At 56.7% G+C, this 20,129-nt stretch carries 18 protein-coding genes; 8 read left to right on the forward strand and 10 right to left on the reverse strand.

Going from position 1 to position 20,129, the window contains the following annotated elements; translation table 11 throughout:
* Window positions 1-25 precede the first annotated feature (25 nt).
* From KUV22_RS04165 to KUV22_RS04200, 8 genes are all read right to left on the reverse strand, one after another.
* Window positions 26-859 carry a maleate cis-trans isomerase family protein gene (locus KUV22_RS04165; RefSeq protein ID WP_222228621.1) on the reverse strand — a complete coding sequence of 278 codons (834 nt, stop codon included), beginning with the start codon at window positions 857-859 and terminating at the stop codon, window positions 26-28.
* A 20-nt stretch (window positions 860-879) separates the two neighbouring features.
* Entirely contained in the window at window positions 880-2,094 is a 1,215-nt protein-coding gene (locus KUV22_RS04170; protein WP_222228623.1) for an FAD-dependent oxidoreductase, read from the reverse strand.
* A 66-nt stretch (window positions 2,095-2,160) separates the two neighbouring features.
* Window positions 2,161-2,775, reverse strand: coding sequence for an isochorismatase family protein (locus KUV22_RS04175; RefSeq protein ID WP_222228626.1), 615 nt, complete (start codon window positions 2,773-2,775; stop codon window positions 2,161-2,163).
* Between the two features lie 44 nt (window positions 2,776-2,819).
* A complete protein-coding gene (locus KUV22_RS04180) occupies window positions 2,820-3,674 on the reverse strand; it encodes an alpha/beta fold hydrolase (RefSeq protein WP_222228628.1) in 855 nt (284 codons plus the stop codon).
* Window positions 3,638-5,080: an aldehyde dehydrogenase family protein gene (locus tag KUV22_RS04185; RefSeq protein WP_261319098.1), complete on the reverse strand. Its 1,443-nt coding sequence runs from the start codon at window positions 5,078-5,080 to the stop codon at window positions 3,638-3,640. Before KUV22_RS04185 ends, KUV22_RS04180 begins: the two co-directional genes overlap by 37 nt.
* Before the next feature lie 11 nt (window positions 5,081-5,091).
* Window positions 5,092-6,375, reverse strand: a complete 1,284-nt coding sequence (locus KUV22_RS04190; protein WP_222228630.1) for an acyl-CoA dehydrogenase family protein — start codon at window positions 6,373-6,375, stop codon at window positions 5,092-5,094.
* A gap of 113 nt (window positions 6,376-6,488) precedes the next feature.
* Entirely contained in the window at window positions 6,489-7,235 is a 747-nt protein-coding gene (locus KUV22_RS04195) for a hypothetical protein (RefSeq protein WP_222228632.1), read from the reverse strand.
* A 105-nt stretch (window positions 7,236-7,340) separates the two neighbouring features.
* Window positions 7,341-9,053 carry a nitrilase-related carbon-nitrogen hydrolase gene (locus tag KUV22_RS04200; protein ID WP_222228634.1) on the reverse strand — a complete coding sequence of 571 codons (1,713 nt, stop codon included), beginning with the start codon at window positions 9,051-9,053 and terminating at the stop codon, window positions 7,341-7,343.
* A 299-nt stretch (window positions 9,054-9,352) separates the two neighbouring features.
* On the opposite strand from KUV22_RS04200, the gene KUV22_RS04205 reads away from it, so the two are divergent.
* Window positions 9,353-10,699: an MFS transporter gene (locus KUV22_RS04205; RefSeq protein WP_222228636.1), complete on the forward strand. Its 1,347-nt coding sequence runs from the start codon at window positions 9,353-9,355 to the stop codon at window positions 10,697-10,699.
* Between the two features lie 90 nt (window positions 10,700-10,789).
* On the opposite strand, the gene KUV22_RS04210 is transcribed toward KUV22_RS04205, so the two are convergent.
* Window positions 10,790-11,596 carry an SDR family NAD(P)-dependent oxidoreductase gene (locus KUV22_RS04210; RefSeq protein WP_261319100.1) on the reverse strand — a complete coding sequence of 269 codons (807 nt, stop codon included), beginning with the start codon at window positions 11,594-11,596 and terminating at the stop codon, window positions 10,790-10,792.
* Window positions 11,597-11,761: 165 nt separating this feature from the next.
* Here KUV22_RS04210 and KUV22_RS04215 point away from each other — a divergent pair, with 165 nt between their 5' ends.
* From KUV22_RS04215 to KUV22_RS04230, 4 genes are all read left to right on the forward strand, one after another.
* Window positions 11,762-12,394 (forward strand): hypothetical protein, encoded by a 633-nt coding sequence (locus KUV22_RS04215; RefSeq protein ID WP_222228638.1) that lies wholly within the window; start codon window positions 11,762-11,764, stop codon window positions 12,392-12,394.
* Window positions 12,395-12,543: 149 nt separating this feature from the next.
* On the forward strand, window positions 12,544-14,007 hold the full coding sequence (locus tag KUV22_RS04220) for an FAD-dependent oxidoreductase (RefSeq protein WP_222228640.1): 1,464 nt from the start codon (window positions 12,544-12,546) through the stop codon (window positions 14,005-14,007).
* A gap of 103 nt (window positions 14,008-14,110) precedes the next feature.
* Window positions 14,111-15,082: a hypothetical protein gene (locus tag KUV22_RS04225; protein ID WP_222228642.1), complete on the forward strand. Its 972-nt coding sequence runs from the start codon at window positions 14,111-14,113 to the stop codon at window positions 15,080-15,082.
* Window positions 15,072-15,602 (forward strand): flavin reductase family protein, encoded by a 531-nt coding sequence (locus KUV22_RS04230; protein ID WP_222228644.1) that lies wholly within the window; start codon window positions 15,072-15,074, stop codon window positions 15,600-15,602. Before KUV22_RS04225 ends, KUV22_RS04230 begins: the two co-directional genes overlap by 11 nt.
* Before the next feature lie 94 nt (window positions 15,603-15,696).
* On the opposite strand, the gene KUV22_RS04235 is transcribed toward KUV22_RS04230, so the two are convergent.
* Window positions 15,697-16,674, reverse strand: coding sequence for a hydroxymethylglutaryl-CoA lyase (locus KUV22_RS04235; protein ID WP_261319101.1), 978 nt, complete (start codon window positions 16,672-16,674; stop codon window positions 15,697-15,699).
* 125 nt (window positions 16,675-16,799) lie between these two features.
* On the opposite strand from KUV22_RS04235, the gene KUV22_RS04240 reads away from it, so the two are divergent.
* The 3 genes from KUV22_RS04240 (at window position 16,800) to KUV22_RS04250 (ending at window position 20,100) form a co-directional block, all read left to right on the forward strand.
* Entirely contained in the window at window positions 16,800-18,011 is a 1,212-nt protein-coding gene (locus KUV22_RS04240) for a CaiB/BaiF CoA transferase family protein (protein ID WP_222228646.1), read from the forward strand.
* A gap of 72 nt (window positions 18,012-18,083) precedes the next feature.
* Window positions 18,084-18,773, forward strand: a complete 690-nt coding sequence (locus tag KUV22_RS04245; protein ID WP_222228648.1) for a Crp/Fnr family transcriptional regulator — start codon at window positions 18,084-18,086, stop codon at window positions 18,771-18,773.
* Between the two features lie 139 nt (window positions 18,774-18,912).
* Complete coding sequence (locus KUV22_RS04250) at window positions 18,913-20,100, forward strand: class I SAM-dependent methyltransferase (RefSeq protein WP_222228650.1); 1,188 nt, start codon at window positions 18,913-18,915, stop codon at window positions 20,098-20,100.
* The last annotated feature ends 29 nt before the right edge of the window (window positions 20,101-20,129 follow it).

The raw sequence follows: 20,129 nt of genomic DNA on the forward strand, positions 1-20,129 counted from the left end.
ACTTGTATTGCTATCGGTGTTGCGATCAGTGTTCTTCGAGCAGCCAGCCCATATTGTCGAACTTATCGTGAATACCGCAGCTGCGCAGCGCATGCCAGCAGGTGGCCACGTTGATAGGGAGCACCGGCTTTTGCAGCATTTTCTCCATGGCCGGGAACACACCTACCGTCGACAGATTGGTCCCCACCTGCACGATGGCATCCACATCGTCGCCATCAATTTCGCGCACGATATCCAATACATGCGGCTCCGGTACCAGAGCAATGGCATCGTGGGCATTGGCACAGCGCAGGCCAACGAGGTGTTTAATTTGATAACCCGCATCTTCAAAGAACAAGCGAACATTCTTGTCACCCACCGGCTGATACGGAGTAATGATCGACAAGGTCTTGCCCTTGCCTTCCGGCAAGCCCAGCGCCTCCAGCGCCGAGATAACCGCGTTCGCTCCGGTAGTGAGGCCCGTGTCTTCACCCACCAATTCCTGAATACGATCAACAAAGCCGTCATTACCCTTGATGCCACCCCAGAAGGTCTCCGCCGACATCCCCATCATCACGTGGTCAGGCTTACAGGTCATCAGGCTCTCGATGGAGTCACCAATGGTTTCACGCAAACGCTCAAGGAAGCGCATGAAATTGGCATCATCACTAAGATCCGGGTGGTCGATCATAAAGCGTGTGGTATGCCAGGTAACACCGCGCGGCAACAGGCGCTGGCAATCGTATTCCACCGAGGTATTGGTCGAGGGAATCACCACGCCAATTTTCGCGCGATGCCCGATGTAGTTATCGCGGTGGCCATTGCTCAGTTGGGATCTCTCCCGGGTTTTGGACAGATCGATTTTCTCAGGGAATGTCATCAGACTAAGCCTCGTATGCTTTATTGGACGGCCAAACTCTCGCGCACGCAATTGATCATGGAACGCTCCAGCAAAAAGGCCTTGGCCTTGTCCGGATCGGCGGCGGTTTCCATCAGCATCTGCTGGCGCTTGCGCTGGATATTCGGATCGCGCGCTTCCATCAGTTTTTTATTCTCGATGGTGTGGCGCTGCACAAACTGCACCGCCAACTCACGGCGCTGGCGATCGTACAGCGAGAACGCCGCATCCGCGTCAGCGCCCTCCTGAATGACCTTCTGGAGTTTTTCCGCGAGATTGAAGGCATCGTGCAGACCACCATTCATCCCCATACCACCCAGAGGATTATTGATATGGCAGGCATCGCCCACGAGTAGCGCGCGCCCTTGATAGTAGGTTTCGGCCACACGCTGGTTTACCGCATAGATACTGCGGTGATGCACATCATAATCTTCTTCCCGCGGATGCAGGCGCTTGAGGCGCGACTGCACAAACTCATCGGAAAGATAATAATTTTCTTCTGCCTCATTGGCGGGGAACACGGGTACCAGTACCCGCCAGAGTTTGTCGGTACGCAGGATTACACACCACTCTTCTGGGTCGGATACGTAATTCACATAGGAGAAGTCATCAAAGACCTCTTCGAATGGAAAGCTGGTGCTAACCACGAGGAACTTCTCATCGTAGGTGAAACCGGAGTAGCCGATCTCCGAGCGCTTGCGTACCACACTGCGCGCGCCTTCCGCACCGATAAGGTAGGAGCCAGCCAAACGCTGCTCACCCTGGGCCGTGCGTACAACCGCTGTCACGCCCCCATCGTCCTGCTCGTAGTCCACCAGCTCGCAACCAAAGCGTACTTCTGCGCAGGCATATTCTTTCAGCGCCTCGCAAATAAACCCAGTCAGTTCATACTGCTCCAACTGCAGGCGAAACGGAAAACGCGTATCTTCCTCGATCATGGACATATCGAAGGTGGCCACTTCACCGGTGGCACGATCGCGATACTGGTAGCGATCCGCACGCAGGCCGCGCTCGAGCATTTTCCCAATCACCCCTTCATCCAGGTCAGCAATCATTTCCAGTGACGGAGGATGAAAGGTGGATGCACGCAGGTCGACAGGCAACTTGTCGCATTTTTCCAGCAGCAGCACAGGAATGCCCTGCTTCGCCAGGGACAACGCCAGTACGCCGCCGCTCGGGCCGGCGCCAGCAATAATTACGGGAGACTGATTCGACATAATGACTCGCCAAATTCAATTATTGTTATCGATGATTCGCAGTAAAACGCTGCCATCTCCAGCTACCTAGGCTTGCTGTTCCGCCTGCTGGGAAGTGGGCAGCGACTGCAAAACGTCTTGCAAAGACATGACATCGGCATATTTTGCATGCATGTCAAACAGGTTGGCCTCGTGGGCTTCCGGGTTGCGATCCCCCACCGCTTCGCGCGGCACTACCACCGGGTAATCGTGCTGCAAACCGTCGACCACCGTCGCGCGCACACAGCCACTGGTAGTAAGACCGGTCACCACCAGGGAGTCCACCCCTTGCGTTTGCAACCAGGTGTCCAAAGAAGTCTTGAAGAAGCTACTGGCCCATTGCTTGGCGATCACCGGTTCATCATCTTGCGGCTGCAACCGTGGATCGACCTGCACCCATTCAGAATCAGGCGTCAGAACATTCAAGTGATTAATGCGATCGCGAAATACGCGCGCCTGTTGCTCGTGGTGATACACCACGGTGGTAAACACCACCGGCAAGCCAAGTGCGCGAAAACGCTCGAGCAGTTGAGAGTTCGCCTGTACCACATCCGGGCAATCGGTACCGAGGGGGCAACGGGCACTGGTGAAACCGACGATCATATCGACCAGTAACAGTGCAGGCCTGGCGCCCAGACCGAGATTTTTTCGCTCAAGATCCACTTGCAAGCCCCCTTGGCCAAGTTGGCGGAAGTAAAATCGGTCGCTCAGTGTTCTTCGACCACTTCCATAAAAAATCGGCGAAGTAATGTCGCCACCGCAGCAGGCTGCTGCTCGCATACATAGGTACCGGCATCTTGTGGCAAGGCCGATGCCATGCCGCGCGGTAACAGCTTCACGGTAGGCACCACTGCAGAACGCAGTTGATCTTGCCCGCCTGCAAACACCACAGCAGGACAATCAATGGCCGCCAGCTGTTCAGCTACCGCCTGTTCCGTGACCGCCTTGTAGGAGGCCTGGTAATACTCACCGCACGCGAACGCCGCAAGTGTTTCGCGCATACTCAGGGCCAAATCCGCTTGTGGGTCCTTGGCGCGCAGCCGCTGCCACATCGCCTGCCAGTGGCTGCCCTCTTCGTCTGCCGCAATGGTCTTGGCTGCCAGCGGCAGCGCCTGTTTCTGGGCCTCGGATAACAGTGTCGGGCCACTCAGCGCTATCGCGCGCACAAATTCCGGATATTGAAAGGCCAACTGCACCGCGATAGCGGCGCCGGTGTGATGGCCAAATACCAGTGCGGGGCGATCAAATGTTGTGCTCACCGCCTGATAGATCGCTTCCGCAAACCCCGCGATCGAAATACTCCCTGCCAGTCCGTCACTTTCCCCAAACCCGGGAGTATCCACTGCGACCACAAAAAATGTGTCCGACAGTAGCGGCATCAAGCGCTCGTACATTGCCGATGAGCTGGGGGTCTGATGTAGCAACAGCAACAGCGGCAAATGCGCACTGCCGCAGTAGCGGTAATGGATTTGCCCCGCCGCGTAGTCGAGATAACCTCTGCGGACTGTCCCTGTGGAACTCACCATTAGCGCGGCAGACTCCCAACATCCGCGCTGATCCATTTCATCTCGGTGAATTCCTCAGTGCTGTAGTGACCACCACTGCGTCCAACACCTGAGAGACCGACACCACCAATAGGCGCCAGTGCATTACTCTGGAATGCGTGCATGCCGATGTGTACCGCACCAGAAGCAATACGCCGCGCGGCATGCAGTCCCCATTGCAGGTTATTCGTCAGCACTGCTGCGGAGAGCCCGTAGTCACAGTCGTTCGCAATGGCGATCGCCTGCTCCAGGTCTTCGGCCTGCACCACGCTGGCAACCGGGCCGAAACTTTCCTCGCGCCAAGCGCGACTGGTACGCGGAGGATCAAGCAGTACCGTGGGTTTCACCACCAGCCCCTGCAGTACCTCACCACCAGTCAACAAGCCCGCGCCACCATCGATGGCTTCCTTAACGTGCTCGAGTACTTTTTCCACCGCGCGACCGTTGATCAGCGGCCCATATACGGTTTTTTCATCACGCAAGTCGCCAAGATGCAGCGATTCTGCCTCGGCCTTTAACGCGGCGATAAATGGCTCATAAACTTCTTTGGCCACCACAATGCGCGAGTTGGCCATACAAATTTGGCCACTATGGGTAAAAATACCCTGCGCGGCGATCTTCGCGGCTTCGACGGGGTCGGCGTCCTGCAACACCAGCAGCGCACTTTTGCCCCCGAGTTCCAGCTGCATGCGTCGCATTTGTTTCAGCCCGGCCTGCCCTACTGCAATGCCGGTATTGGTCGACCCGGTAAGCGCAATACAGCGTACGCCGGGGTGATTCACCAGCTCGGAGCCACATTCCGCACCAAACCCGGTAACGATGTTCACTGCTTCTGATGGCACGCCGGCATCCCACAGCAGGCGACCAAACGCGAGTGCCGTTAATGGGGTTTCTTCCGAGGGCTTAACAACCAGGCTGTTGCCCGCCGCCAGCGGAAAGGCACACATTTTTGTCAGTAACGACAGAGGTGCGTTATACGGGGACACCACACCGACCACCCCCAGTGGCTCGCGAAAAACCATGGAGATTCGGTGCGGATCATCATTCGGAAAAGTTTCACCATAGAGGCGGCGTGCCTCACCTGCAGCGGTACGCAACAAGTCGACGGTATAGGAAATCTCGCCGCGAGCCTTGGTAATCGTCGAGCCGCTTTCGTCAATCAGCGTATCCAGAAAGCGCGCCTCGCCTTCCGCGGCGACGAGTTCCGCCGCACGCAACAGGGCGGCTTCTCGCTGGGCTGGCCGCAGGCGGAACCAGGCATCGAACCCGCGAGCGGCGGCCGCGACCGCGTCATCTACATCCTTGGCCCCAGCGCGCGGCACATGGCCCAAGACTTCATCGCTGGCGGGCGCGGTTACCGCAAAAGTGGTGCCATTCGCGGAGGGAACTTCTGCCCCGCCGATCAGCATGTCGTAATTCTGCATAGTGGCCCCGCTCAGGCTGGCTGCGCGGAAGACTTTTCGCCGACACCGAACAGACTTTGCTCAGCGCCTTCTACTTCCATCTGCGCCGCCATCAAGCGGCCACGCTCTGCAGGGAATGCCTGCACAATACCCATCGTCATTTCGCGCAGATAGCGCGCCGGGTCACTCATGGTTCCGGAGGTGCCGCTGGCTTTGAGTGCATTAGCTGCCACCTGGAAGCCCGCCTCCGCAACAACGCCCTTACACAGTCGCCACTGCTTCACAACTTCATGCTTATCGGCGATCGGTGGCTCACTGGTTTCAAGCTCTAACTGGCGGCGCAGCCACAACAGTGAGGTTTGCACATCGACCATCATTTTGCCGATCAGCTCCTGCTGGTATGGCGCGGTGCCAATTGGCTTGCCGGTGTCGGCAAATTTTTTCTCGGTCAGGTGCTTCAGTACATTCTGATACGCGGAATGTGCGGAACCGGCATAACCGCATACCGCAGCCATCTGGTTGCCTACAAAACTACCGCGGCTCATTTGCATACAGCGGGTAAAGGCGCCGGGAATAGCAAGGGACTTGTCGTCTGGTACAAAGTAATCTTCCAGAACAATACCGCCAGAGCTGGTGCCGCGCATGCCGATTGCGTCCCAGGGGGCACGTGGGCGTACACCTTCACCATCGCGATCCACAAAAAATGTACACAGGCCCTCTGCGGTGTCATAACCTTCCAGACTCGCGGTCACCAGGTATTTATCCGCTACTCCGGTGCCGGTACCGAAGGACTTGACCCCATTCAGCAGATAGCCGCCTTCCACCTTGCGCGCCTTGGTGCTGATGGTAACGGCAGCCTTTTCCGACTTGACAGATTCGCTAGCGAAGTTTGCGAACCAGAATCCGTCCCGCCCCATTCCGTGCAATACCTGCTCGGCAAAGTTGCGAACCTGTACAGATTCCTCTTCGTTGAACAGGCCAGCTTCCAGTGCCTCGATGGCGAGGAGTCCGCGGGAAGCAGCACTGCAATGAAAAAAGAACGCCAGCGCGGTCGATGGGCATGCTGAGCCCAACGCGAAGCAGGCCGCAGCCATATCGCGCAACCCGCCGCCCAGACCGCCGTATTCGGTGGGAATGATCAACCCCAGCAATCCGGCTTCGCTGAATTGCTTGACGTGCGGCATATGAAACTGGGCGTTGGCGTCGACTTCACGTGCGGCCTCGCGCACCGCGGGCAATACAGACTCGACCACTTCGGCACGCGCACGCTCTGCCTCAGTCATACCTTCCAGTAGAATTTCACCTGTCAGCTTCATCGACATTCCCTACCCCAATTATTCTTATTCACTCAACGCATGCGCACTCAAATGAACGTGCGCACGCTACCCTCTTAATGCAAAACCCGGCTTTCGATTATTCGCTCAGGCGATTAATCGACAGCTTTCAGTAATCCGCGCAGTGCTTCACTGCTTTCGGCGCCAATCAATCCGGTGATCTGATTCCAAACCTTGTCTACGTCTGGATCGAAAACGATTTCTCGATTGCGACGGTCACGCTCAGCGAGCGCCGCGCTGTCTACCGCCTCCAGAGCCTTCTCACTAACGCCTTTCTCCAGCATGGCAAACCAGTGATCCAGATAGGCATCGACAGCACCGTCAATTTTGGCAAATGCTTCCTTGGTGGCACGCTGTACCAGCATCCATGGAGACATAATCGCCAGCTGGCGAATATCCAGGTGTGCAGCACTCATACCTTCCATACTGCGGGTAGCGGTACAGGTTTCTGTCAGCGGGGTGTAAACCTCATCCATGTAGGCAAGGTTTGCACCGAGATCCAGGCGCGGCACAAGATCCAGGTGGAATGCACAGTGCTCACCAGCACCGACGGAATCCAACGTAAAATGCGGTACCGCACTCTCGCTCGGAGTGAAGGCGAACAGCATATGGGAGTCGAGACCAATCTGCGGAACGACCAAGGCGCAGGTCACCACTTTTTGTAGCGGACCGCCCTCGTAGAGACGCACCTCGCCAACCTTGCCTTGGGCCATCGGCATATGACTTTCGAGTGTCAGATATGGGCCGTTATCGGCGCCATAAACTTCCTTAAGGCCGAGCGTTTCGATTAGTCGGTCGCGTGTTTTATTGGCCAGAGACTCAGGCAAAGACGTTGCGCTCATAGGTGACTCCGAAGAAAGATGCCGTTGATAGGATAAGATTTTGGGCAAGCCGGCACGGTGTCACATTGATATTTCTCAATAAGACACCGTGCCATGTAGAAGTGATTAATCTGCGGTAATTGGGCCACACAAATTCCAGGGTCGATTGACCACAAGATCGGTATTTCGGGAGACCTCTTTATTTTCCGCGGCAGCCGGATACAAAGTCACCTCCAGGATCGGCTGTTGATCCGCCACGCGATAAAGTTCCGGTTGGCTCAACAAACCATCAAAAGCACGCTCTTGCCACGGTGTGAGCACAGTAAAATCTCGCTGCAACGCAGTTGCAAACCCGGCCCCCAACGGTGAAGCAATGGCACCCACTAGCAAATTAATACGGTTTTCTGCCGAGCGTTCCAGCAGCCCGGCACGCAACTCCCAAGCGCCGAGGGGCTCCAGCGAAACTACAGCCGTATCGACGCCGGCCATCGCCAACAAGCGGAAGGTCTCTGGATACAGACTGTCATCAGACGTGACCGCCGCCAACCGGCCAAACGGCAAAACAATATTGTCAAAACGATCGACGGGTGCCGACCATTCGAAACGCGCGCTGCGATGCACCTGGCCCTGACTGAACACAACACCACCCGCACCAATCACAACGGCGCAATAGCGATCCTGTCCGTCTTCGCAACGCATTGGTAACGCAGTGGAGATATAACTCTCTTCACTGCAACACAGGCGCAGTGTCTCGATCACTTCGCCAGAAAAATCCAGCGCAGCAGGAAGATCTGCCGCGATCGCAGCCGCACCCATTAATGGCGGCACCGCCACCAGCTGGGCACCAGCTTCAATCGCTTTGCGTGCCGAATCCGCCGCTTCCCGCAGGCCGTCGCGCCCATCGGCTGTAAGATTAATAACCGCAGCCTCCATGGAATCAGCCCCCGACCACTCGGGGTACGTTTGCGCATTCGGATTTTCGCCAATGGACTGGTACAAATCTGGGCGGCGACTGGCAAAAATATCTGTTCCGTCTGGGCGACGTTTGTCATCCGCCTGCGCGGGCTGAATGTCCGCGTAGATCACCTCTTCCCTGTCGAGGGATGCACAAGCCAGGACGGTGCCATCGGGTGCTACGATTTGGCTCTCACCTGCCCCGTGTAGGAATTTCTGCGGAATACCCGTGGCTTCACTGACCGGGACCAGAATGGCCTCGGGCACGAGCGGGCCCACTTTGTTCGCCGCAACGATAAACACATGATTCTCTGGCGCGCGCACCGGGACATGCAAAGATCCCTCATCGCTGGCAAACGAATTCAGGCTATTGCAAAGCACCTGCGCGCCGCGCAATGCGAGCGTGCGCGGTGGCTCGTTAATAACACCATCCATGCAGGAATAGAGACCAAAACGCCCCAGCGGCGTTTCAACCACAGGGCCCGGCTCTTTGGCGGGCTCGAGAAAATCATTTTCATGGCCGATATAAATCTGTTTGGTATTGTCGGCGATCAGTTCGCCCTCCGGCGAGTACATCAGGCTCGACCCGGTTATAGTGCCATCCTCCCGGCGCACGGTGCAGTTGACCACAACGTAGATTTCCAGGCTGCGCGCCTTTGCGGCCACCGCCTGCAAGAAGTCACCATCCAGAGTGACGGACACTTCAGCGCAATGCTCCTGGCCGTCATACCAGGAGAGGTGGTTACAGAACTCGGGCAGCACCACCAAATCCGGGCGAACTTCCGCAGCCTGATCCAGCATCCGCAACACTGTACTCAGGTTCTCACCAACGTCAGTCCCCACATGGAACTGCACGGCTGCGACACGAATGGATTTATTGTTCATTTTACGACCTGCCTTTGCGAATGCTCATCTCCCGATTCGACGGGAGTCTGGTTACCAATCAATCAGCGCCTTACAAGCAACTTGCAGTAGATTCGTTCAGTAGTTACGTGCGGTGGGGCTCGCAGTAGGCTACCGGAAAGAATCTACCAGCTAACGGCTACTAACCTACTACCAATTGTTATAAAACTCTATCATTATATCATTTCAAACCAAATCCAAATAATATCGACAGATCCAACAAAGTATCACTGTTCGTATCAGCACCAATGTTGATCTAACCGTTATAACGAGGCACCGCCATGGCTAACCAGCAGGAACACCGGTTTTTAGGGCTCAAGCTAGAGAATGATGTCTCCCGCTCCAATGTGCTCACCTTCTACTTCGCGTGTCTGGCGACCATCATGTTCGCCTCCTTCATCCCCCAGAGCCAACCCTTCCTGCTCACAGAGTTCCTCAATATTCCCCCGGAACGCCACGGTATGGTGAGTGGGCTGCTCAATTTCTGGGCGGAGATTGTGATTATCATCTCGGTCGCCATATTCGGCCCCCTCTCCGACCGCTTCGGCCGCCGCCCTATCACCGGGTTCGGCTTCCTGGTGATGTCTGCTGGTATTGCGCTTTACCCCCACGCCGAGAATGTCACCGAGTTACTGGTCGTTCGGCTGGGCTATTCCGTGGGGCTGGCCGCCGTGACGACCACCATCGTTGCCCTCATTGCCGACTATGTGCGCAATGAAAGCCGAGGCCGTGCAACCGGCCTGCAGGGCGTAATGAATGGCGTGGGCGCAATGATCTGTGTGTTTTTGCTGCTGCAATTACCGGCGATCCTGCAAAACAGCGGCGCGACCGCCCAGGAAGCTGGCATCCAGACCTACGGCCTGGTAGCCATCGTCTCGTTTGTCACCGGTGTTTTGATGCTGATTGGATTGAAGCCCGGCAGCAGCCAGGCCGAACCGAGTGAGCACAGTGAAAGCTTGATCAGCATCACCCGCAACGGCCTGCGCGCGGCGCGCGACCCGAGCATCGCGCTCGCCTACGGCGCCTCGTTTGTAGCGCGCGGCAACCTGATGATTGTCGGGACCTTTTTCACATTGTGGGTCACCAATTACGGCACTGCCGAGCTGGGTATGAGCCGGGCCGAAGCATTGGCCCGCGCAGGCATGATTGTGGGCATCGCCCAGGGCTGCGCATTACTGACGGCCCCGGTGTTCGGCATACTCGCCGACAAAATCTCGCGCATTCGTGCCCTGATCATCGCACTGCTGATTTCCGCAATCGGCTACGGCTCAACCATTTTCATTACCGACCCCTTTACCACCGGCATGATTATCTGCGCCGCGCTGATTGGCCTCGGTGAAATTGGCTGCATTATTACCAGCGGCGTACTGGTGGCCCAACAGGCGCCGCAATCGCACCGCGGCGCGGTGATTGGTTTCTTCACCCTATCCGGCGCGGTGGGCATTCTGGTTGCGAGCGTGGCTGGCGGTTACCTGTTCGATACCTGGCGCGCATCCGGGCCATTTGTGTTCTTCGCCGGTGTTGCCCTACTCGTTTTGTGCTGGGCCATCGCCTTGGAAAAGCGCTTGGAAAAACGCCTGGTAACATCCGAGCAACCGTTAACTCCGGCTGGTGACATACCTGCTTAACACGCTATCTAGTCAAGCCATAAATCCCAATAAAAAAGCCCGCATCTGCGGGCTTTTTTATCCTGTGAGAAGAGTAATCAACACAACCCGCTACGCGGGTGGTGCGTCATACCCGGCAAACAAATCACGCTTGCTAAAACCTGCAGTAAGAAAGCGCCAGAATGCCTTGCGCCCGGTTAGCCATGCCACCCGGCTACCGGATTTTTGTGCATTCAATACACCACGCACCAAATACGGGGTAACCGTCTCCACCGTATCCCCGAGGATATTCAGGATCTTGCGGGTCTTCTGCCACTCAGGCGAAGCAAGGTCGTAATCTCCAACCAATAGATCCGTCACTACAATACCGGGACTCAAAGTATTTACCTGCACGTCGGTGCCCTTGACCTCTTTCTGCAGTGAAGTGGTCAGGTAATTGAGCGCGCGCTTGGTCGCTCCGTAGGCCGCCATACCGGTGTTGGTTTGGCCGGTACTACCAAAACCTTCCATGTTCCAGATTTGCCCGTGGCCTTGTTTCAACATCCCCGCCAGCGCAACCTTACAGGCCAACAGCAGGCCGGTCAGATTGGTGTCGACGATCGCACGCAAATCTTGCGCAGACTGTTCATGCAGCGGCTTCCGCACAATGCTCATACCGGCATTGTTAATCCAGATATCCACCGCACCCTGGCTATTGGCGAAATCCCAGAGCTTGGCCAGATCGGCCTCAGAAGTGATATCACAGGCAATTCCCGCTACCGCGTCCTTGCCATGCTGGCTTTGCAACTCAGCAATCACGCTATCTACCTTGCTCTGGCCACGCGCACTGATAATTACGCGGCACCCGCTTGCCAAAAAGTTTTCCGCGAGCCCTCGCCCTATTCCTCGGGTACTACCGGTTATGACCACAGTCTTCATCGAGTCACTCCTGTTTTCGTTGTCAGGGAAACGTTGATGCGCCGGTGACAGAGTTGGCCGCCGCCTTTTTTTGAGTTATTGTTATATCATTATCACGTTTAACGCAACTTTTGCTGTAAGCAGCGTGGCGTAAGCAGAGCAAACTTTTACTGAGATAGATCCGGAATGGCCGAACGATTTCCCGATGAAAGCAACTCCACGGCGACGAGCTACCCAACTTTCCCCATAGGCTCCGTGGGCTATAACCTGATGATGATGCGCGGTACCTGGCACGACCAAGTCGAGCTGTTTCATCTAGACGGCCGCCCACTGGAAGATGACACCGCAGCCGGCAGTGGCACACCGGGACCAAGCCCATTCGACAATCTGGTCTACCTCGACTTTGACGGGCACCGCCTGCAACTGACCAATGTGCACTTCCGCGGACGCGAGCCCACCGCCAAAACCTTTACCGGCCAGCTGCGCGACAACCTGCTGGTGTTTGATCCGCTCGGCCCCGGTGCTTACGAAAATGTCGGCGTCTCCGGCGGTGTCGGCATCCTGACCTTCAATGCGCTCAGACTGGATCCAGCCTGCGAGGTCTATATGGAACCCGATTTCATTATGCTCACCGCCCCAGGCCAACGGGTTCGCCATACCGTTCTGTACCGTGAAGGTGTCGCCACCCGCACGCTTACTGCGCGCGGTGTACGGCTTTCGCCAACCTGCGATCAACGTCATGAACTCGATCCAAGAGGCAAGGCCGGCCCGGTTCACGAAGAGCCCTTCAGCGCATCTATCTGGAAACACCTCGCCTGATCCAATGACATCGCCGGTAGTACGAATAATTCGTGCACCGGTTGATAAATATCATCCCTAAAATTTCATCGCCTTTTTATCCTGCATGGAACTTCCACAGTTTTGCGCTGTGGCAGACCATCAAAATAAAAGTGATTTTGGAGCACTGAATGCAGGGGTATCGGATTTGGGAATGCCTGGTATGCGGCTGGGTTTACGATGAATTAAAAGGCGCACCCGAGGATGGCATACCACCAAAAACCCGCTGGGAAGATGTCCCCGATGACTGGCTATGCCCGGAGTGCGGTGTAGGCAAGAGCGACTTTGAGATGATCGAAGTCCATACGCAGCCTTCAAGTACCGCAACCAGTACCGCAGCTAGTACCGCAACCCAGAACGATAGCCCGAAAACTCAAGAAGCAGCCGGGTCCAATGTAGAATTGGCTACTTTTGCCAACATCGATTACGCGCGCAAACCCATCATCGTTATTGGCACTGGACTTGCGGGCTATCAACTGGCGAAAGAACTGCGCAAGCATGACGCCAGCACACCCCTCATTATGATTACCGCGGATGATGGAAACAGCTATTCAAAACCGCAGTTAAGTACCGCATTCCAAAAACGCCGCTCACCGGAGCAGCTGGTCAGCTACAGTGCCCGCGAAATGGCTGAGACGCTTCAGGCCAACATCCTGACCTTCTCGAAGGTAAGCGCGATCGACACCGATGCCCACACGGTGACAATCGATAGCGGGCGACAGCAGTCTCACCAGACCTACGACAAACTGGTGCTCGCACTGGGCTCAGAGCCAATTCATGCCCCGGTAGCAGGCAACGCCGCCGGTTGCGCACTCCATATCAATGACTTGCAAGATTTTCAGCGTTTTTACACCGCGGCCAGCGGTGCAAAATCGGCGCTGGTGATCGGCGGTGGCCTGATTGGCTGCGAATATGCGAACGATCTCGTTCAGTCCGGCTTCGAAGTGCACGTGGTTGAGCCGCAATCTCAGGTGCTCGGTAATTTGCTGCCGCCCGATGCCAGTGCACTGGTACAGACAACGCTGAGCCAGGCGGGAGTTAACTTCCACCTTGGCACCACCGTCAAGTCACTCGATTATCGCGGTTCCGGTGTGCAGGCGGAGCTTGAGAATGGCGCTCATATTCAAGTTGACCGAGTGATCAGTGCGATTGGCGTGCGCCCCAGAGTTGAACTGGCGCAACAGTGCGGCATTCCCAGCAACCGCGGCATACTGACCGACCGCTTGCTGGCCACAGAAATCGAAGATGTCTACGCGCTGGGCGACTGCGCCGAGGTAGATGGCCACAACCTCTGCTATGTGGCACCGCTACTCGCTTCCGCGCAGGCGCTGGCGCGGACTCTGGCCGGCACACCGACACCGGTGTTCTATGACAGCATGCCGGTCAACGTCAAAACCACACTCTGCCCGGTGATTACCTCACCCCCACCGCGTGAGACGGTGGGCGACTGGCATTACACACGCGCGGACAACCAGGGCGTCGCAGCCCGTTTTACCAGCCCCAACGGGGAGCTTCTAGGTTTTGCACTGGCCGGGGACGCCTGCCAGCAAGTCACCGAATTCAGTGAACAGGCGCCACCAATCATGCAGAATTGATTTTTGCCAAGGCGGGCACACACCCGTAGATTAGGATGGCATGAATATCCGCCAAAACGAGTCCCAAATGGGTAGTAAAGGCGCACACAACCGGTAACCGACTATGAGTAACGAAAAGAAGCCCAGTAACTGGCAGCAAGCGATTGAAGGTGAATGGCACGGCCTACCCTCGTTGTTTGAAGCGGACGGCACCCATGTGGGTTACAACAAGGTAAGCCGAGCCAGTGAGCACGAAAATGGCCGCACCACCTATTGGATGAACACTCAGTTCGATGCAACCGGACCGCTGAACGATCGGTTTGAAATCGGTTCACCGTTTCGCTTTGGGGTAATCGATTCCGATATGGACCGGATCTATACCGGCCCGGACTTTTTTGGCAGTGGCCGCCCCTACGGGCTTTTGGTCGATTCCAATTATTTTTCCCCGGGCTGGAACGTCAACCTGCGCACCATGAACCACGTGGTTCCGGACCTCGGCATGCAGGTTTACTCCTCACAGCTGTTCGAGGGCGACACGCTGGTTGGGGTATTTAATGGACTGTATGTGGTAACCCACGATCACGACACCAACCCCACCACCCAGAAACGTGTCACAGCCTTCCTGGAGCAGGAAAAAGTGAACGGCAAGCGTCCGTTTAACTTGCCAGTAAAACATGCGGGCAAATTTACCGGCCGCTTTGAGGTGTACAACGATAAACAGGAGCTGGTGGGCCACAACGACGTTGTCATTCACCACAACCCCCTCAATCTTCTGCACTCCGAGCAGACGATCGAAATTAGCGGCGTGGTCAATGCCAGCTGGAAAACCATGCGCACGCGCAACGGTAACCACCACCAGTATCACGGCCCAGACATGTACGGTAACGGTATGTCTTATGGACGCTACCTCTACTCCGTGCGCCACGTCTACGGTGAAGCGTTCAAGTTGTGGTCGCGGGAAACGCAAATCGACGAAGATTACACCTTCGTTTGTGCCTGGCAGTTTATGCAGTCTCAGAAAGAAAAATACACCACCTTCGGCGTACTGCGCTGGGAAGAAGGTGACCTGAAACTGGGAGCGAACTATGTCGACTGAAGCAGAACTGTTGGCCCCGGCCAATGCCGATATCGCGGAACAGCACCACAAAATTGAACCGCTGAACCTGCGTCAGGTTTTCGGCCAGTTTGCCACTGGCGTAACCATTGTCACCACCGGTGGCGAATCCGGTGAAGCCGTGGGTATGACGGTAAGCAGCTTCAACACCGTATCCCTCGATCCGCCCCTGATATTGTGGTGCATCGACAAGAAAACCGGCTGCTTCGATGCGTTCAACCAGTGTGAGCACTTTGCCATTCATGTGCTGAGCGACCAGCAAGACAACCTATCGAGCCTGTTCGCTCGCCGCGGCGTGGACAAGTTTTCCGAGCTGGATTACCACATGAGCGCCCAAGGTGTACCGTTGCTGCATGAATACTGCGCGCGACTGCAATGCACGCTGACTGCGCGCCACGAAGGTGGTGATCACCTGATTATGGTAGGCCGGGTCGACGCCATGCATACCCAAGACCGCGCTCCGCTGCTATTTCATCGCGGCGCTTACGCACGGATCGCCTAACGATTTCTTCATCGCTTGATTTACGTTCTCAATCTTGTAGATCCTTGCCGGCAGTTTACTGCCGGCTTTTTTATGCACGCGATAAAGTGGCCGATCAGGCGACCACTTCCGGCTGAGGCTCTGCGTACTGAAAGCCTTTGGGCAAACCCGCGTCCGGCACAAACCCAAACAGCGGCTCGTCCGGCAGGCCTTGCGCGAGTACTTCCCGCGCCACCATCAATCGGTCGACATCCACCCCGGTCGAATACCCCATCGCCTCCAGCAAGAACACCAGGTCCTCGGTAACAATATTGCCACTGGCACCCGGGGCAAACGGGCAACCACCAATGCCGCCCATGGAGGCATCCACGGTGGTTATACCGGCTTCCACCGCGGCCAATACATTGGCCAGCCCCTGACCACGTGTATTGTGTAAATGGATTCCATTCAAGGCATCCCGGCCGAGGTTAGACCAGACCAGCTGGATTAAACGGCGCACCTGCACCGGGTTTCCGTAACCGGTGGTATCCGACAGGCCTACCTCATCACAGCCGGCTTCCATCAATCCTTCTCCCAGACGCAGCACCGCCTCTTCCGCTACCGGCCCTTCTAGCGTGCAGCCAAAGCAGGTGGAAAGACTGCCCTCAAAACTCGGACGCTGCTCCGCTGGCAACTGGTCCAACTGCGCACGAATTTGACGCACTTCGTCCAGTACTTGCTGATGCGTTTTGCGCAGATTTTTCAGGCTGTGGGTTTCACTGACCGATAGCGGGATCGTTAACTTGTGTGCACCCGCCGCGATTGCATTCTGTGCACCGCGCGCGTTGGGCACCAACACCGCCACCGTCAGGCCCGGCAGGGTTCTGGCGTAGCGCACAATTTCGGCGGTATCCGCCAACTGCGGCAACAGCTTTGCCGGCACAAAGGACCCAACCTCGATCTCCCGCAACCCCGCATTGGCGAGCGCGGCAATCCAGCGTTTCTTGTCTTCGGTTGCCATGATGGCGCTGATACTTTGTAAGCCGTCACGCGGCCCTACTTCGCTGATTTCAATCTGTTTGCCGCTCACGCCCGCCCCTCTCTGGTTACTCATCTTTTCATTCGAATTGCTACGCGACGCGCCCACTACGTGCGCACGCCAACTTGACCTAATGATATATTATTATAACATATACCCTATTGGCGATATAAACCGACGCATTCAGTGGAGAAGCCCTCATGGCGCAACAGGAACAGTTACCCCTCGCCGGCATCAAGGTTGTCGAGTTCACGCACATGGTGATGGGACCGGCCGCAGGAGGCATCCTCGCAGATCTCGGCGCAGAGGTAACCAAGGTCGAGCCTTGCCAGGGCGACAATACCCGTCGCCTGCGTGGCTCCGGAGCCGGCTACTTCGCCATGTACAACCGCAACAAACGCAGCCTGGCGTTGGACCTCAAGTCCAAAGAAGGCAAAGACATCGCCCTGCGCCTGGTGGATGAAGCCGATGTGGTCATCGAGAACTTCCGCCACGGCGCCATGGATCGCCTGGGCCTTGGCTACGCTGACCTGAGCGCACGTAACCCGCGCCTGATCTACTGCTCCCTGAAAGGCTTCCTTAGCGGGCCCTACGAACACCGCACCGCACTGGACGAAGTGACGCAAATGATGGGCGGCCTCGCCTACATGACCGGCCTGCCCGACCGCCCACTACGCGCCGGCACCTCGGTAGTGGACATTACCGGGGGCATGTTCGGTGTCATCGCTATTCTGTCGGCGCTGCAGCAGCGCCAGACCAGCGGGCGCGGCCAGCAGGTAACCAGTTCTCTGTTTGAAACAACCGCGTATCTGGTAGGCCAGCACATGGCTCAGCAAGCGGTCACCGGTGAAGAACCGCCGCCCATGTCGGTGCGCCGCAGCGCCTGGTCCGTGTACGACATTTTCCTGAGCAAAGAGAACGAACGCGTATTTGTCGGCGTGGTGAGTGACACCCTGTGGCGGGCGTTCTGTGACGAATTTGACCTGGACGAGCTGGCGAATGACCAATCTCTGGGCAGCAATGCCGGGCGCGTGGCCGCCCGCGAGCGCCTTATCCCGCAAATCAGCGCCCTGTTTGCCAGCCTGTCCAAAAGTGAAATGATGGCACGCCTCGACCGCGCAGGTATCCCCTTCGCCCCTATCAATAAACCCGCAGACCTGTTTGATGACCCCCAGCTCAACAGCACTGGGGGCCTAATCCCAGTCACTCTGGAAAACGGCACAGAGACCCGACTGCCGGCGCTGCCGGTGGAATTCGGGGGCCAGCGCCTGGGCCTGCGCCGGGATCTGCCGGAAATCGGCGAACACAGTGTAGAAGTGGCGCGTTCCCTGGGGCTGACCGATGAGCAAATCGATGCGCTGATCGAGCAGGGCCTGCTACTAGGTAATCACTGCACTGAAGCCGCAAACTGACCGCTGTGGACGTAGACAGGCTCGCTTGTTGGGTTTAGGCTGCTGAAATAAGAATTATCAGGAAGGATCACGGTGCCTAATCCCGCTTTGAAACCGCCGGAAACGTTTTTCCATTCCAGACTATTCCGCGGCCTTGGTAACGAGGAACTCGCGGACCTCACCGCTATATGTCAGCGCCGGCGCATCTCCGCCGGTGAACAGCTCATTAAGCAGCACAGTACTGCGCAAAATGTATACGTCGTGGTCTCCGGCACCCTCATGATTGAGCGACTTTCCCGCTCGGGCCGCAGGCAGGTAATCGCCTTTGCCTACTCCGGAGACTACATCGGCTTTACCAATACGGAAGAATACGAATACAGCGTGGTCTCCCTACGCGAAACGGAGTTGCAGTCCTTTGTCCGCCGCGAGTTTCTCGCACTCGTCGATCAGTCTTCCACGCTGAAGGCCAATGCCCGCCAAATCGGCGGTAATGTGCTGGCGCAGACGCTCGATCAGCTGTTCGCGCTGGGACAAAAAAAGGCCCACGAGCGCCTGTGCTTTTTACTGGCGCAGATCCGACGGCGTCAGTGCGGCACGCAAAACGCTGATATCGAATTGATTATGAGCCGTCAGGATATCGCCGACTATCTCGGCTTGACCATCGAAACCGTCAGCCGCGCCTTTGCCCGCCTCAAGTCCATGAAGCTGATCGAAATCGTGAGCGCCCACCGCATTCGCATTCTCGATCACGCCATCCTGGAAGAACTCGCCAGCGTTCACTAATTCCCGTCTACCGATCGATGCAAAAAGCGGGCGCCTTCGAGGCGTTCGCTGTGCAACCTACACAAGTTGATAATTGTCATGGGCAATGCCTCGGGCGCCGCTAGACTATCGGAAATCCTCGCAAATTGCGGAGTTCCCAATGGCCGACGCAGCTCGACAGGCACCGCCGGCGTGGAACGCAGTCGGGCGCCATGGTGTGTTTCCGAAAGCAAACCACGATGAAGTAGCCCGGTTCAATTTTCTTACGAACCTGAATATTCACCTCGCCTCGCAGGTACTGCCAGGTGTACGCAAAGCCTATGATCATCGGGTAGAGCAAGGTGCGGTACCGACCACGCGACGCGAAGTGGGTGAACTACTCAAGCGCGAACCGCTGTATCAATTCTGGAGTTCGTTGCGCCGCAACACCATGGAGATGCGCCAGCAAAACAGCCGCGCTATGGTGTTCCGCCAGCTGCCGGCCTTAATTGATCAGGCCAGCACCCTGAATAAAGACAGCCAATCGCTGCAGTTAAATCCTGAGGTCAAAGTACCCCGCTACATCAGCGCCGTGGATATTCACTGTATGCCGGGCGGTTATCACACCGAGTATTGCGAAGATGACATCGCAGCCGGAGCCAACTACGACAGCGGTATTTTCGTGACCACTGCTGGCATGCTGGGTCGCTACAGCGATGGCGGCGGCCAGGCACTGGTGGAATGGCTGCGGGAACAGGCAGAAAAAGGTTTCCGCCCACGGCGTATTCTCGATATCGGCTGTACCGTTGGACACAACATTGTGCCGCTGGCCCAGGCATTCCCGGATACCGAAATCGTCGCCATTGATGTGGCCGCGCCGATGCTGCGCTATGCCAATGCACGAGCCAAATCCCTCGGCGTAAACAACATCTTGTTCCGTCAGGAAAACGCTGAAGCGATCGAAGCGGAAGACGGTAGCTTTGATCTGATCATTACCTGCATGTTCCTGCACGAGACTTCCAGCCGCGCACTACCGCGCATTCTGGCGGAGACCCACCGACTGCTGGCCGATGGCGGCAAAGTGGTGCACATCGAGCAACCGCAGTTCACTCCGGACATGCCTCCCTACGAGCAATTCATGCGCGACTGGGATACCCGCAACAACAACGAGCCCTTCTGGGGCACCCTGCACGATATGGACCTGTTCGAGGCTATCGAACAGGCTGGATTCGCGCGGGAAAATATTGCCACGCTGGGGCTGTACGCGGTGGTTGATGAAGAGCTGTTCCCGAGTGCGGCAAAAGCAGAAAGTGACACCGAAGACTATGGCCGCAAACCAGCCTGGCACGCGTACATCGCGAGTAAGTAGTCGAAATGTATATCAACGGAAATCCGGAG

The organism is Microbulbifer agarilyticus, from assembly GCF_019800665.1.
Taxonomy (GTDB): domain Bacteria; phylum Pseudomonadota; class Gammaproteobacteria; order Pseudomonadales; family Cellvibrionaceae; genus Microbulbifer; species Microbulbifer agarilyticus_C.